The organism is Methyloversatilis universalis EHg5, from assembly GCF_000378945.1.
Lineage (GTDB): Bacteria > Pseudomonadota > Gammaproteobacteria > Burkholderiales > Rhodocyclaceae > Methyloversatilis > Methyloversatilis universalis_A.
Window position 1 is genome coordinate 714,447 of the sequence record NZ_KB900539.1, and the last position, 13,067, is coordinate 727,513.

Sequence of the window (13,067 nt, forward strand, 5' to 3'; positions counted from 1 at the left end):
AGAGCGCGATGGCTGAACTGAAGGTTTTGAATGACGCAGGCCAGCAGGCGTCCACGGTGCAGGCACCGGACGCGCTGTTCGCTCGCGAGTACAACGAAGCGCTGGTGCATCAGCTGGTTGTGGCCTATCAGGCCAACGCCCGCCAGGGTACCCGCGCACAGAAGGACCGTACCCTGGTCAAGCACACCACGCGCAAGCCGTGGCGTCAGAAGGGTACTGGCCGGGCTCGTGCCGGTATGTCGTCCAGCCCGCTGTGGCGTGGCGGCGGCCGCATTTTCCCGAATTCGCCCGACGAGAATTTCTCGCAGAAGGTCAACCGCAAGATGTATCGCGCCGGTATCGCCGCGATCCTGTCGCAGCTGGCCCGCGAGGACCGCATCGCCGTGGTCGAGAACTTCAATGTCGATGCGCCGAAGACCAAGCTGCTGTCCAGCAAGCTGAAGAGCATGGGCCTGGAGTCCGTGCTTGTGATCACCGACGAACTCGATGAGAACCTGTTCCTGTCGTCGCGCAACCTGCACAACGTGCTGGTTCTTGAAGCGCACGAGACGGATCCGGTTTCGCTCATCCGCTTCGGCAAGGTGCTGGTCACGCGCAGCGCGATGAGCAAATTCGAGGAGATGTGGGCATGAGCAACTTTTCGCAGGAAAGGCTGATGCAGGTTCTGCTCGCGCCGCAGATTTCCGAGAAGGCGACCTTCATTGCCGACCGCAACAACCAGGTCGTGTTCAAGGTTGCTCCGGATGCTACCAAGCCGGAAATCAAGGCCGCGGTCGAACTGCTGTTCAGCAAGGGCGACAACAAGGTTGAAGTCCTGTCGGTTCAGGTTCTGAATGTCAAGGGCAAGATCAAGCGTTTCGGTCGCACGTTCGGCCGTCGCAGCGACTGGAAGAAGGCCTTTGTCCGGATCAAGCCGGGCCAGGACATCGAGTTCGCTGAAGGAGGGGCTGTCTAATGGCACTCGTCAAAGTCAAGCCGACTTCGGCTGGCCGTCGTGCGGTCGTCAAGGTCGTCCACGAGCATCTTTACAAGGGTCGTCCGGTTGATTCGCTGACCGAAACCCAGAGCAAGACCTCGGGTCGCAATAATCACGGTCGCATCACCACCCGACACAAGGGCGGTGGTCATCGCCAGCAGTACCGCGTGATCGATTTCCGTCGCAACAAGGACGGCATCGTGGCAAAGGTCGAGCGTATCGAGTACGACCCGAACCGTTCGGCTCACATCGCGCTGCTGTGCTACGCAGATGGCGAACGCCGTTACATCATCGCCCCGAAGGGCATGGTGGTTGGTCAGGAAGTTGTCAGCGGTTCGGAAGCGCCGATCAAGTCCGGCAATACGCTCCCGCTGCGCAATATTCCTGTGGGTTCGACCATCCACTGCATCGAAATGACGCCGGGCAAGGGTGCGCAACTTGCGCGCGCTGCAGGTACCTCGGTGCAGCTGCTCGCTCGCGAAGGCAGCTACGCCCAGCTGCGTCTGCGATCCGGTGAAATCCGGCGCGTGCATGTCGAGTGCCGCGCGACCATCGGTGAAGTGGGTAACGAAGAAAACAACCTGCGCAAGCTTGGCAAGGCCGGCGCAACCCGTTGGCGCGGTGTGCGCCCGACCGTTCGCGGTACCGCGATGAACCCGATCGATCACCCGCACGGTGGTGGTGAAGGTCGCACTGGCGAAGGTCGCGTTCCGGTCAGCCCGTGGGGTCAGCCCACCAAGGGCTACCGCACCCGCAGCAACAAGCGCACGAGCAACATGATCGTGCAGCGCCGCTACAAGCGATAAGAGGTAGGCAATGGCACGTTCAATCAAGAAAGGCCCGTTCGTCGACGCCCACCTGCTGGCCAAGGTGGATTCGGCCCGCGCGTCGAATGACAAGCGTCCGATCAAGACCTGGTCGCGTCGTTCGACCGTTCTGCCGGACTTCATCGGTCTCACCATCGCCGTGCATAACGGTCGCCAGCACATTCCGGTCTATGTTTCTGAAAACATGGTCGGTCACAAGCTGGGCGAGTTCGCGCTGACCCGTACGTTCAAGGGTCACACCGCGGGCAAGAAAGCGAAGAAGTAAGGAGCGATGACAATGGAAACCCGTGCAAGTCTTCGCGGCGTGCGCCTGTCGGCGCAGAAGGGTCGGCTGGTTGCCGATCTGATCCGCGGTAAGTCGGTTGGTCAGGCTCTGAACATTCTGGCTTTCAGCCCCAAGAAGGGCGCCAAGATCATCAAGAAGGTCGTCGAATCCGCAATCGCAAACGCCGAGCACAACGACGGCGCCGATATCGACAGCCTCAAGGTGAAGACCATTTACGTGGAAAAGGGTGTGGTGCTCAAGCGCTTCACCGCCCGGGCCAAGGGTCGCGGCAATCGCATCATTAAGCCGACCTGCCACGTGTTCGTCACGGTTGGAGACTGAAGGTTATGGGACAGAAGATTCATCCGACCGGCTTCCGTCTGGCGGTCACGCATAACTGGGCCTCGCGCTGGTTCGCCTCCAGCAAGGACTTCCCGCGCATGCTCAACCAGGACCTCGAGGTCCGCGCCTTTCTGAAGAAGAAGCTGGCGCACGCTTCGGTGGGTCGTGTGGTTATCGAGCGCCCGGCGAAGAACGCCCGCATCACCGTGTACTCGGCCCGTCCGGGCGTGGTGATCGGCAAGAAGGGCGAAGAGATCGAACTGATCAAGGCCCAGCTTGGCAAGATGATGGGCGTGCCGGTGCACGTGAACATCGAAGAAATCCGCAAGCCGGAAATCGATGCTCAACTGATCGCCGACTCGATCGCCCAGCAGCTCGAGAAGCGGATCATGTTCCGCCGTGCGATGAAGCGCGCGATGCAGAATGCGATGCGCCTCGGCGCACAGGGCATCAAGATCATGTCGTCGGGTCGTCTGAACGGCATTGAAATCGCCCGTCGCGAGTGGTATCGCGAAGGACGTGTGCCGCTGCACACCCTGCGCGCCGACATCGATTACGGTACGTCGGAAGCCAAGACCACCTACGGTGTGATCGGTATCAAGGTGTGGGTGTTCAAGGGCGAAATGCTTGCCCGCGGCGAAGCGCCGGCAGTTACCGAAGAAAACGACAATGCACGTCGCCCGCGTCGTGATGGCCGTCGCCCGGAAGGCGACAACCGTCCGGCAGGTCGTCGTCCCGCCCGTGATGCGAAGCCGGAAGGCGGCGCTGCGGCCGGTGATGCCGACGTGAAGTCCACTCAGCAACGAGTCAGAAAGTCAGGAGCTAGCAATGCTGCAGCCGGCGAGAAGAAAGTACCGTAAGGAGCAGAAGGGCCGCAACACGGGTCTCGCCACCCGCGGTACCAAGGTTTCCTTTGGCGAGTACGGCCTCAAGGCCACTTCGCGCGGTCGTCTGACGGCTCGTCAGATTGAGTCCGCTCGTCGTGCGATGACGCGTCACATCAAGCGCGGTGGTCGTATCTGGATTCGCATTTTCCCGGACAAACCGATTTCGAAGAAGCCGGCGGAAGTGCGTATGGGTAACGGCAAGGGTAATCCGGAGTACTGGGTTGCCGAGATTCAGCCGGGCAAGGTGCTGTACGAGATGGATGGCGTCGACGAAGCGCTGGCACGCGAGGCGTTCCGCCTGGCAGCTGCCAAGCTCCCGCTCGAAACCACCTTTGTCGTGCGTCAGCTGGGGTAAGCGATGAAAGCCAAGGATCTGCGGACGAAAGATGCCGCTGAATTGAATAAGGAGCTGATGGATCTTCTGAAGGCGCAGTTTTCGCTGCGCATGCAGAAAGCCACCCAGCAGCTGACCAATACCAGCCAGCTGAAGAATGTGCGTCGCGACATCGCGCGCGTTCGCACTCTGCTGGAACAGAAAGCGAGCGCGAAATGAGCGAGACCAATCAAAAGGTCCATCGCACGCTGGTTGGCCGTGTGGTCAGCGACAAGATGGACAAGACCGTGACCGTGCTGGTCGAGCGCCGCGTGAAGCATCCGCTCTACGGCAAGGTGATCATGCGGTCGAAGAAGTACCACGCCCACGTGGAAGGCCTCGAAGCGCATGAAGGCGATCTGGTGCAGATCGAAGAATGCCGCCCGATCAGCCGTACCAAGGCGTGGAAGGTTACCCAGGTCGTTGAACAGGCCCGAGTGATCTGAGGCGTTATTAGAGAGGGGGCTTGCAAGCCCCCTCTTTGCATGCTATTGTTGCGTGCTTTGTTTCACCGAGCCACACGGTTTCGCTGGGCTCGTCCTCACCCTGACGGGTCCAAGACTGTCCGCTCCATGAGCGGGATAAGTTGGAGATAAGAAATGATCCAAATGCAATCCATGCTGAACGTGGCCGATAACACCGGTGCACGCTCTGTCATGTGTATCAAGGTGCTTGGTGGTTCCAAGCGTCGCTATGCCGGTATCGGCGACGTGATCAAGGTCAGCATCAAGGATGCTGCGCCGCGTGGTCGCGTTAAAAAGGGCGAAGTTTACAACGCGGTCGTGGTGCGCACCGCGAAGGGTGTGCGTCGTCCCGATGGTTCGCTGGTGAAGTTCGATGGCAATGCCGCCGTGCTTCTGAATAACAAGCTCGAGCCGATCGGTACCCGCATTTTCGGGCCGGTTACCCGTGAGCTGCGTGGCGAACGTTTCATGAAGATCGTTTCGCTGGCGCCGGAAGTTCTCTGAGGCGAGGCTGGAGAGTCAGATGGAAAAGATTCGCAAAGGCGATGAAGTCATTGTGCTGACCGGTAAGGATCGCGGCCGCCGCGGTACCGTGCTGCGTCGCGTCGACGAGCGCTCTGTCGTGGTTGAAGGTGTCAATCGCGCCAAGAAGCATCAGCGTCCGAACCCGATGAAGGGTCAGCAGGGCGGTATCGTCGAAAAGGAAATGCCGATCGACATTTCGAATGTCGCGCTGTTCAACCCGGCGACTAGCAAGGGTGATCGCGTTGGCATCAAGACGCTTGAAGACGGTACCAAGGTCCGCTTCTTCAAGTCGAATGGCGAGTTGGTCAAGGCTTAAGGAACGACGATGGCGCGCTTGCAAGATTTTTACAAGGCAACCGTTGTGGCCGACCTGACGGCCCGCTTCGGTTACAAGTCGGTGATGGAAGTTCCGCGCATCACCAAAATCACGCTGAATATGGGTGTTGGCGAAGCGGTGGGCGACAAGAAGGTGCTCGAACACGCTGTTGGCGATATGGTCAAGATTGCCGGCCAGAAGCCAGTTGTCACCAAGGCCCGCAAAGCTATCGCCGGTTTCAAGATCCGCGAAGGCTATCCGATCGGTTGCATGGTGACGCTGCGTGGTCCTCGCATGTTCGAATTCCTGGATCGTCTGATCACCGTTGCCATGCCGCGAGTGCGTGACTTCCGTGGTGTTTCCGGCAAGGGCTTCGATGGTCGTGGCAACTACAACATCGGCATCAAAGAGCAGATTATTTTCCCGGAAATCGAGTACGACAAGGTCGACAAGGTTCGCGGGATGAATATCAGCATCACGACGACCGCCAGAACCGACGAGGAAGCCAAGGCTCTGCTCGCCGCGTTCAAGTTCCCGTTCAAGAATTGAGGTTGCCATGGCTAAGTTGGCATTGAAAAACCGTGAAGCGAAGCGTGAGAAGCTGGTGGCGAAGTTCGCTGCAAAGCGTGCTGCGCTCGAAGCCGTCATCGCCGACATGTCGGCAAGCGACGAGGATCGTGCTTCTGCACGCCTGAAGCTGCAGGCGTTCCCGCGCAACGCGAGTCCGACCCGCCTGCGCAATCGTTGCGAGCAGACCGGTCGTCCGCGTGGTGTGTTCCGCAAGTTCGGTCTCTGCCGTAACAAACTGCGTGAAGCGGCCTTCCGGGGTGAAGTGCCCGGCATGGTCAAGGCTAGTTGGTAACAGGGGTACAAGATGAGCATGAGTGATCCGATTGCGGACATGCTGACCCGCATCCGCAATGCACAAATGGCACAGAAGGGCTCTGTTGTCATGCCGTCCTCGAAAATCAAGGTGGCGATCGCCGGGGTGCTGCAGTCCGAAGGTTATATCGACGGTTTCAGCGTGCGCAATGATGATGGCAAGGCTGAGCTGGAGCTGGTCCTGAAGTATTACTCGGGCCGCCCCGTCATCGAGCGCATCGAGCGCATCAGTCGCCCCGGTCTGCGTGTCTACCGCGGTACCGATGATCTGCCGCGCGTGATGAACGGACTGGGTGTGGCCATCGTTTCGACGCCCCGAGGCGTCATGACCGATCGCAAGGCCCGCGCCGAGAAGGTCGGCGGCGAAGTGCTGTGCATCGTGGCCTGAGGAAGAAGACATGTCACGTATCGCAAAGAATCCGGTTGTCGTGCCCAAGGGCGTCGACGTCGCGCTGAACGCCGGCGAACTGTCGGTGAAGGGCCCGCTCGGACAGATCAGCCGCGTGCTGCATCCGAATGTGGCCGTCACTGTCGAAGGCGGCGAAATCCGTTTCGCCCAAATCGAAGGTGCGGTGAACAGTAAGGCGCTTTCCGGCACCATGCGTGCCCTGGTGGCCAACATGGTGGCCGGTGTCACCCAGGGCTTCGAGCGCAAGCTCACCCTGGTTGGTGTGGGTTACAAGGCCCAGGCCCAGGGCGACAAGCTGAATCTGTCGCTTGGTTTCTCGCACCCGGTGGTCCATGAGATGCCTGCGGGTATCAAGGTGGAAACGCCGGCGCCGACCGAAATCCGCGTCAAGGGCGTGGATAAGCAACTGGTCGGTCAGGTTGCCGCCGAAATTCGCGCGTACCGCGAACCCGAGCCCTATAAGGGCAAGGGTGTTCGCTACGCCGATGAGGTGGTGGTGATCAAAGAGACCAAGAAGAAGTAAGGGTGACGAATATGGACAAGAACATCTCCCGTCTGCGCCGGTCGCGTCAGACCCGCGCCCGCATCGCCCAGCTGAAGGCTGTCCGTCTGTCAGTTCATCGCAGCAACAGCCACATCTACGCTCAGGTGTACTCCGGTTGCGGCACGCGCGTGCTGGCATCGGCGTCCACCGTCGAAGAGTCGGTGCGCAAGGAAGTGAGCAATGGCGGCAACGTGAACGCGGCTTCGCTGGTTGGCAAGCTGATCGCCGAGCGCGCCCGTGCCCAGGGTATCGAGCAGGTTGCGTTCGACCGCGGTGGCTTCAAGTACCACGGTCGTATCAAGGCGCTCGCTGAGGCCGCCCGCGAAGGCGGTCTCAAGTTCTAACTGATCAGGCGACTAAAGCGATGGCTAAACCGCAACGCAAGCAAAACCAGGCCCAGGAAGAACGCGACGACGGCCTGCGTGAAAAAATGGTGTCGATCAACCGTGTCACCAAAGTGGTGAAGGGTGGTCGTATTCTGGGTTTCGCAGCGCTCACCGTGGTTGGTGATGGCGATGGCGGAATCGGCATGGGCAAGGGTAAGGCGCGTGAAGTGCCGGTCGCTGTCCAGAAGGCAATGGAAGAAGCGCGCCGCAAGATGGTGCGTGTCAACCTCAGGGATGGCAGCTTTCATCACCCGATCGTCGGCCATCACGGCGCGTCGACCGTGCTGATTCAACCGGCAGCGGCCGGTACCGGCATCATCGCCGGTGGCCCGATGCGCGCCGTGTTCGAAGTGATGGGCGTGACCGATGTGGTCGCCAAGTCGCTCGGCTCGTCGAACCCCTACAACCTCGTGCGCGCCACGCTGAACGGCCTGCTGCGCATGAGCACGCCGTCGGAAGTTGCCGCCAAGCGCGGCAAGACCGTGGCGGAAATTCTCGGCTGAGGTCTGTGATGGCTGAAAAAACTCTGAAGGTCACTCTGGTGAAGAGCCTGATCGGTCGCAAACAGGATCACCGCGCCACCGTGCGCGGCCTGGGTCTGCGCCGTCTGCATCACTCCGTCGTCCTTGAGGACACGCCGGCGGTTCGCGGCATGGTCACCAAGGTGTCCTACCTGCTGAAGGTCGAGGCATAAATGGAACTGAATGACATCAAGCCGGGCGAGGGCTCGAAGCACGCCCGTCGTCGCGTTGGCCGCGGCATGGGCAGCGGTCTGGGCAAGACCTGCGGTCGCGGCCACAAGGGTCAGAAGTCGCGTTCGGGCGGCTGGAAGAGCGTGGGTTTTGAAGGCGGTCAGATGCCGCTGCAGCGTCGTCTGCCGAAGCGTGGTTTCACCTCGCTGACCCGTGCTCGCAACGAAGAAGTGAATCTTTCTTCACTGTCGAAGCTGCCGGTCGAGGATGTGGATCTGCTGGTGCTGAAGCAGTTCGGTCTGGTTTCGCGCGATGCACTGTCGGCCAAGGTTGTGCTGTCGGGTGAAATGACCCGCCGCGTCGTGCTCAAGGGCATTGGCGCGACCAAGGGTGCCCGCGCAGCCATCGAGGCTGCCGGCGGCCAGGTCGGAGAGTAAGCGTTGGCTACTGCCGCCCAGCAGCCGGGTCGTAGCGCAAAGTTCGGTGATCTGTGGCGTCGCCTGTGGTTCCTCGCAGGCGCGTTGCTGGTCTATCGCCTTGGTGCTCACATCCCGGTTCCGGGCATCGATCCTGCACGCCTGGCTGAGCTGTTCCATGGCCAGCAGGGGGGCATACTCGGCGTATTCAACCTGTTCTCGGGTGGCGCGCTGTCGCGTTTCACGATCTTCGCACTGGGGATCATGCCGTACATTTCGGCGTCGATCATCATGCAGCTGCTCACCGTTGCAGTGCCTTCTCTGGAGGCGCTGAAGAAGGAGGGTGAGGCAGGGCGACGCAAGATCACGCAGTACACGCGTTATGGCACGCTTGCGCTTGCGCTGTTCCAGGCCTTCGGTATTTCGGTGGCACTGGAATCTCAGCAGGGGCTGGTGCTGGATCCCGGAATGATGTTCCGCTTCGTGACGATTTCTACCCTTATCACCGGGACGATGTTCCTGATGTGGCTGGGTGAGCAGATTACGGAGCGCGGCATTGGCAACGGCATTTCCATCATCATCTTTGCAGGTATCGCAGCGGGGCTTCCCGGTTCGATCGGTGGTCTGCTGGAGCTGGTGAATACCGGTGCGATGCACGAACTGACCGCGCTGTTCATCGTTGCACTCGTCTTTGCGGTAACGGCAGTCGTGGTGTTCGTGGAACGCGGGCAGCGCAAGATTCTGGTGAATTACGCCAAGCGCCAGGTCGGCAACAAGGTTTATGGGGGCCAGAGTTCCCATCTGCCCTTGAAGCTGAATATGGCTGGTGTGATCCCGCCGATCTTTGCGTCCTCGATCATCCTGTTTCCGGCAACGTTGGCGGGGTGGTTTGCAACCAGTGAAAGTACTCGGTGGCTGAAGGATCTGGCCGCTACGCTGTCGCCGGGACAGCCGATCTATGTGCTGCTGTATGCCACTGCGATCGTGTTCTTCTGCTTCTTCTATACCGCGCTGGTGTTCAACGCCAAGGAAACCGCGGACAACCTGAAGAAGAGTGGGGCGTTCGTTCCGGGCATCCGTCCGGGCGAGCAGACTGCGCGTTACATCGACAAGATCCTTTCGAGGCTCACGCTGGTTGGCGCGGTCTACATCACGCTGGTGTGTTTGCTGCCTGAGTTCCTGATCCTGAAATGGAACGTGCCGTTCTATTTCGGCGGGACCTCGCTGCTGATCATCGTGGTCGTGACGATGGATTTCATGGCCCAGGTTCAGGCCTATGTGATGTCGCATCAGTATGAAAGTCTTCTCAAGAAGGCCAACTTCCGCGGGACCGGGTTCCCGACTCGCTGAATAGCTATGTCCAAGGAAGATGTCATCGAAATGCAGGGTGAAGTTGTCGAAACCCTGCCGAATGCGACGTTCCGCGTAAAGCTCGAAAACGGACACGTGGTTCTCGGGCACATTTCCGGAAAGATGCGGATGCACTACATCCGCATTCTTCCGGGTGACAAGGTAACGGTGCAGCTCACGCCTTATGACCTGAGCAAAGGTCGCATCGTGTTTCGCGCCAAGTAAAACTGGCGTTTGGTTTCAGCTGGAGAATTGGGATGAAAGTCCAAGCATCTGTTAAGCCTGTCTGCCGCAAGTGCAAGGTGATCCGTCGCCACGGTGTCGTCCGCATCATCTGCGCCGATCCGCGTCACAAGCAGCGTCAAGGTTGACGCTTACTAGTGGTCTTTGATAACATTTAAGGTTTCGCTTTTCGGGGTGACTGCATGGCCCGTATCGCCGGCGTTAACATTCCTAACCACCAGCACACTGAAATCGCTCTGACGGCGATTTTCGGAGTTGGTCGTTCCCGCTCACAAAAGATCTGCGACGCTGCTGGCATTGCCCGCAACGCGAAGATCAAGGACCTCTCGGAGGCCGAAATGGATCGGCTGCGGGAAGAGGTCGGCAAGTTCACCATCGAAGGTGACCTGCGTCGTGAAGTGACGATGAACATCAAGCGCCTGATGGACCTGGGCTGCTATCGCGGTGTTCGTCATCGTCGTGGCCTGCCGCTGCGCGGCCAGCGCACCCGCACGAATGCCCGTACCCGCAAGGGTCCGCGCAAGTCGATCGCTGGCGCGAAGAAGTAATCTTTAGGACACGATCATGGTCAAGAGTGCTGCAAAAGTCCGGAAGAAGGTCAAGAAGAACGTCGCGGAAGGCATCGCGCACATTCACGCTTCCTTCAACAACACCATCATCACGATCACCGACCGTCAGGGCAACGCTCTGTCGTGGGCCACTTCCGGTGGCGCCGGCTTCAAGGGCTCGCGCAAGAGCACCCCGTTTGCGGCTCAGGTCGCTGCGGAAGCTGCCGGCAAGGTCGCGGTCGAATGCGGTGTGAAGAATCTGGAAGTCCGCATCAAGGGTCCCGGCCCGGGTCGCGAGTCGGCCGTTCGTGCGCTGAACGCGCTCGGCATCAAGATTTCGTCGATTACCGACATCACGCCGATCCCGCACAACGGCTGCCGTCCGCCCAAGCGTCGGCGCATCTAAGAGGAATTTAGAGAATGGCTCGTAATCTCGACGCGAAATGCCGTCAATGCCGTCGTGAAGGCGAAAAGCTCTTCCTGAAGGGCGAGAAGTGCTTCACCGACAAGTGCGCCATCGAGCGCCGCTCCTACGCTCCGGGTCAGCATGGTCAGAAGTCCGGCCAGCGTCTGTCCGGTTTCGGCCAGCAACTGCGTGAAAAGCAGAAGATCCGCCGCATCTACGGCGTGCTCGAACGCCAGTTCCGCCGTGTGTACGCCGAAGCCGAGCGCCGCAAGGGCCAGACCGGTGAAAACATGCTGCAGCTGCTGGAAAGCCGCCTCGATACGGTCGCCTACCGCATGGGTTTCGGTGCTTCGCGCGCCGAGTCGCGTCAGGTTGTGCGCCACAACGGCATCCTGGTCAATGGCAAGCGCGTCAACATCCCGTCGTACGAAGTGCGTCCGGGTGATGTGGTCGAGCTGACCGAACGTGCCAAGGGTCATCTGCGCTCGAAGGGCGCACTCGAAGCCCAGGCTTCGCGTGGCTTCCCGGAATGGCTGGATGTCGATGCCAAGGCTGGTCGTGGCGTGTTCAAGTCCATGCCTGCCCGCTCGGATCTGTCCTCGACGATCAATGAAAGTCTGGTTGTCGAACTGTATTCCCGCTGATCGCTTTGGCGATCAGCCTGTTGACGTCACTGAGGACTGCAGATGCAAAGCAATGCTCTCTTGAAACCGCGAATCATTGACGTACAAAATTTGTCGCCGGCTCACGCACGTGTGGTGATGGAGCCGTTCGAACGCGGGTTCGGGCACACGCTGGGCAACGCGCTCCGTCGCATTCTCCTGTCGTCCATGCCCGGCTACGCGCCGACCGAAGTGCAGATCGAAGGTGTTCTGCACGAGTACTCGACGCTGGACGGCGTCCGCGAGGACGTGGTCGACATCCTGCTGAACCTGAAGGGTGTTGTGCTGAAGCTGCACAATCGTTCGGAAGCCTATCTGCGCGTTTCCCGTAACGGCGAAGGTGTGGTGACTGCCGGCGATATCGAAGTGACTCACGATGTCGAGATCGTCAATCCGGAGCACGTGATCGCTCACGTTGCCCCGGGTGGCAAGCTGGATCTTCAGTTCAAGGTCGAGCAGGGCCGTGGCTATGTGCCGGGCACCGTTCGTCAGGGTTCGTCCGAGAACAAGTCCATCGGCCACATCGTTCTCGATGCGAGCTTCAGCCCGATCCGTCGCGTGAGCTATGCGGTGGAATCGGCGCGTGTGGAACAGCGTACCGATCTGGACCGTCTGGTCATGGATGTCGAAACCAATGGCGCGGTCGAGCCGGAAGAAGCGGTCCGCTATGCGGCACGCGTTCTGGTGGACCAGCTGTCGGTGTTTGCCGAACTCGAAGGTACGGCGCCGGTTGCCGAAGTGCGCAAGCAGGCGGTGATCGATCCCATCCTGCTGCGTCCGGTGGATGATCTGGAACTGACGGTGCGTTCGGCCAATTGTCTTAAGGCCGAGAACATCTATTACATCGGTGATCTGATCCAGCGCACCGAGAATGAGCTGCTGAAGACCCCGAATCTGGGTCGCAAGTCGCTCAACGAAATCAAGGAAGTGCTTGCCTCGCGTGGTCTCACGCTCGGCATGAAGCTCGAGAACTGGCCGCCTGCCGGCCTGGATCGGGCGTAACACCGTACCGGCCTTCGGGCCGGATACACGATAAACCGGCCACCTGCCTGACCCGCGGTGGCCGCATAATTTTACGGAGTCATCATGCGTCATCGTAACGGTCTCAGAAAGCTCAACCGCACCAGCTCGCATCGCGAAGCGATGTTCCGTAACATGGCCGTGTCGCTGCTGCGCCACGAAGCCATCAAGACCACCGTGCCGAAGGCCAAGGAACTGCGCCGCGTCGTCGAGCCGCTGATCAACCTGGGCAAGACCCCGAATCTGTCGAACCGCCGTCTCGCCTTTTCGCGTCTGCGCGATCGCGAAGTCGTGTGCAAGATTTTCGACGTGCTGGGCCCGCGCTACGCGAACCGCAACGGCGGCTACCTGAGCATCCTGAAGATGGGCTTCCGCGTTGGCGACAATGCGCCGATGGCCTATGTCCAGCTGATGGACCGCCCGGACGAAAGCGCTGAAGCGGTTGAAGTCGCCGAATAAGTTTTCGGACGACTGAAATTGAAAGCCCCGCAATTGCGGGGCTTTTTCTTTTTGGGGATCAGAAGCGGATCGAAG

General features: G+C 59.9%; 27 protein-coding genes. All 27 read left to right on the forward strand.

What is annotated here, in order from left to right; all coding sequences use genetic code 11:
* Window positions 1–8 precede the first annotated feature (8 nt).
* The 27 genes from rplD to rplQ all read left to right on the forward strand — a co-directional run bounded on the left by rplD (window position 9) and on the right by rplQ (window position 12,992).
* Window positions 9–632, forward strand: coding sequence for a 50S ribosomal protein L4 (gene rplD, locus METUNV2_RS0103270; protein ID WP_018228081.1), 624 nt, complete (start codon window positions 9–11; stop codon window positions 630–632).
* On the forward strand, window positions 629–955 hold the full coding sequence (gene rplW / locus METUNV2_RS0103275; RefSeq protein WP_008061714.1) for a 50S ribosomal protein L23: 327 nt from the start codon (window positions 629–631) through the stop codon (window positions 953–955). The genes rplD and rplW overlap by 4 nt, the downstream gene beginning before the upstream one ends.
* Window positions 955–1,782: a 50S ribosomal protein L2 gene (gene rplB, locus METUNV2_RS0103280; RefSeq protein WP_018228082.1), complete on the forward strand. Its 828-nt coding sequence runs from the start codon at window positions 955–957 to the stop codon at window positions 1,780–1,782. The genes rplW and rplB overlap by 1 nt, the downstream gene beginning before the upstream one ends.
* A 10-nt stretch (window positions 1,783–1,792) precedes the next feature.
* Window positions 1,793–2,068 carry a 30S ribosomal protein S19 gene (gene rpsS / locus METUNV2_RS0103285; protein ID WP_018228083.1) on the forward strand — a complete coding sequence of 92 codons (276 nt, stop codon included), beginning with the start codon at window positions 1,793–1,795 and terminating at the stop codon, window positions 2,066–2,068.
* A 12-nt stretch (window positions 2,069–2,080) separates the two neighbouring features.
* Window positions 2,081–2,410: a 50S ribosomal protein L22 gene (gene rplV, locus METUNV2_RS0103290; RefSeq protein ID WP_018228084.1), complete on the forward strand. Its 330-nt coding sequence runs from the start codon at window positions 2,081–2,083 to the stop codon at window positions 2,408–2,410.
* Between the two features lie 5 nt (window positions 2,411–2,415).
* Window positions 2,416–3,270, forward strand: coding sequence for a 30S ribosomal protein S3 (gene rpsC / locus METUNV2_RS0103295; protein ID WP_018228085.1), 855 nt, complete (start codon window positions 2,416–2,418; stop codon window positions 3,268–3,270).
* Complete coding sequence (gene rplP / locus METUNV2_RS0103300; RefSeq protein WP_008061728.1) at window positions 3,239–3,652, forward strand: 50S ribosomal protein L16; 414 nt, start codon at window positions 3,239–3,241, stop codon at window positions 3,650–3,652. The genes rpsC and rplP overlap by 32 nt, the downstream gene beginning before the upstream one ends.
* Window positions 3,653–3,655: 3 nt before the next feature.
* On the forward strand, window positions 3,656–3,850 hold the full coding sequence (gene rpmC / locus METUNV2_RS0103305; protein ID WP_026187836.1) for a 50S ribosomal protein L29: 195 nt from the start codon (window positions 3,656–3,658) through the stop codon (window positions 3,848–3,850).
* On the forward strand, window positions 3,847–4,116 hold the full coding sequence (gene rpsQ / locus METUNV2_RS0103310; protein WP_018228087.1) for a 30S ribosomal protein S17: 270 nt from the start codon (window positions 3,847–3,849) through the stop codon (window positions 4,114–4,116). Before rpmC ends, rpsQ begins: the two co-directional genes overlap by 4 nt.
* Window positions 4,117–4,269: 153 nt before the next feature.
* On the forward strand, window positions 4,270–4,638 hold the full coding sequence (gene rplN / locus METUNV2_RS0103315; RefSeq protein ID WP_008061731.1) for a 50S ribosomal protein L14: 369 nt from the start codon (window positions 4,270–4,272) through the stop codon (window positions 4,636–4,638).
* A 19-nt stretch (window positions 4,639–4,657) separates the two neighbouring features.
* Window positions 4,658–4,975: a 50S ribosomal protein L24 gene (rplX, locus tag METUNV2_RS0103320; RefSeq protein WP_008061732.1), complete on the forward strand. Its 318-nt coding sequence runs from the start codon at window positions 4,658–4,660 to the stop codon at window positions 4,973–4,975.
* A 9-nt stretch (window positions 4,976–4,984) separates the two neighbouring features.
* Entirely contained in the window at window positions 4,985–5,524 is a 540-nt protein-coding gene (gene rplE, locus METUNV2_RS0103325; protein ID WP_018228088.1) for a 50S ribosomal protein L5, read from the forward strand.
* Between the two features lie 7 nt (window positions 5,525–5,531).
* Window positions 5,532–5,837 (forward strand): 30S ribosomal protein S14, encoded by a 306-nt coding sequence (gene rpsN / locus METUNV2_RS0103330; RefSeq protein WP_026187837.1) that lies wholly within the window; start codon window positions 5,532–5,534, stop codon window positions 5,835–5,837.
* A gap of 12 nt (window positions 5,838–5,849) precedes the next feature.
* A complete protein-coding gene (gene rpsH / locus METUNV2_RS0103335) occupies window positions 5,850–6,245 on the forward strand; it encodes a 30S ribosomal protein S8 (RefSeq protein ID WP_018228090.1) in 396 nt (131 codons plus the stop codon).
* A 10-nt stretch (window positions 6,246–6,255) separates the two neighbouring features.
* The gene (gene rplF, locus METUNV2_RS0103340) at window positions 6,256–6,789 is read left to right on the forward strand and encodes a 50S ribosomal protein L6 (protein ID WP_018228091.1); all 534 of its coding nucleotides are present in this window, start codon (window positions 6,256–6,258) and stop codon (window positions 6,787–6,789) included.
* 11 nt (window positions 6,790–6,800) lie between these two features.
* Complete coding sequence (rplR, locus tag METUNV2_RS0103345) at window positions 6,801–7,154, forward strand: 50S ribosomal protein L18 (RefSeq protein WP_018228092.1); 354 nt, start codon at window positions 6,801–6,803, stop codon at window positions 7,152–7,154.
* Between the two features lie 20 nt (window positions 7,155–7,174).
* Entirely contained in the window at window positions 7,175–7,699 is a 525-nt protein-coding gene (gene rpsE / locus METUNV2_RS0103350; RefSeq protein ID WP_018228093.1) for a 30S ribosomal protein S5, read from the forward strand.
* A gap of 8 nt (window positions 7,700–7,707) precedes the next feature.
* On the forward strand, window positions 7,708–7,890 hold the full coding sequence (gene rpmD, locus METUNV2_RS0103355) for a 50S ribosomal protein L30 (RefSeq protein ID WP_018228094.1): 183 nt from the start codon (window positions 7,708–7,710) through the stop codon (window positions 7,888–7,890).
* The gene (gene rplO, locus METUNV2_RS0103360) at window positions 7,891–8,325 is read left to right on the forward strand and encodes a 50S ribosomal protein L15 (RefSeq protein ID WP_008061742.1); all 435 of its coding nucleotides are present in this window, start codon (window positions 7,891–7,893) and stop codon (window positions 8,323–8,325) included.
* Between the two features lie 3 nt (window positions 8,326–8,328).
* Window positions 8,329–9,654, forward strand: a complete 1,326-nt coding sequence (gene secY, locus METUNV2_RS0103365) for a preprotein translocase subunit SecY (RefSeq protein ID WP_026187838.1) — start codon at window positions 8,329–8,331, stop codon at window positions 9,652–9,654.
* Between the two features lie 6 nt (window positions 9,655–9,660).
* Entirely contained in the window at window positions 9,661–9,879 is a 219-nt protein-coding gene (infA, locus tag METUNV2_RS0103370; RefSeq protein ID WP_008061745.1) for a translation initiation factor IF-1, read from the forward strand.
* A 32-nt stretch (window positions 9,880–9,911) separates the two neighbouring features.
* Window positions 9,912–10,025, forward strand: coding sequence for a 50S ribosomal protein L36 (rpmJ, locus tag METUNV2_RS19465; protein ID WP_077231381.1), 114 nt, complete (start codon window positions 9,912–9,914; stop codon window positions 10,023–10,025).
* 54 nt (window positions 10,026–10,079) lie between these two features.
* Window positions 10,080–10,445, forward strand: coding sequence for a 30S ribosomal protein S13 (gene rpsM / locus METUNV2_RS0103375; protein WP_018228096.1), 366 nt, complete (start codon window positions 10,080–10,082; stop codon window positions 10,443–10,445).
* A gap of 16 nt (window positions 10,446–10,461) precedes the next feature.
* Window positions 10,462–10,851: a 30S ribosomal protein S11 gene (gene rpsK, locus METUNV2_RS0103380; RefSeq protein ID WP_008061749.1), complete on the forward strand. Its 390-nt coding sequence runs from the start codon at window positions 10,462–10,464 to the stop codon at window positions 10,849–10,851.
* Window positions 10,852–10,865: 14 nt separating this feature from the next.
* The gene (gene rpsD, locus METUNV2_RS0103385; protein WP_008061750.1) at window positions 10,866–11,495 is read left to right on the forward strand and encodes a 30S ribosomal protein S4; all 630 of its coding nucleotides are present in this window, start codon (window positions 10,866–10,868) and stop codon (window positions 11,493–11,495) included.
* Window positions 11,496–11,537: 42 nt separating this feature from the next.
* Complete coding sequence (locus METUNV2_RS0103390) at window positions 11,538–12,515, forward strand: DNA-directed RNA polymerase subunit alpha (RefSeq protein WP_026187839.1); 978 nt, start codon at window positions 11,538–11,540, stop codon at window positions 12,513–12,515.
* 84 nt (window positions 12,516–12,599) lie between these two features.
* Window positions 12,600–12,992 carry a 50S ribosomal protein L17 gene (gene rplQ / locus METUNV2_RS0103395; protein ID WP_018228098.1) on the forward strand — a complete coding sequence of 131 codons (393 nt, stop codon included), beginning with the start codon at window positions 12,600–12,602 and terminating at the stop codon, window positions 12,990–12,992.
* Window positions 12,993–13,067: the final 75 nt, after the last annotated feature.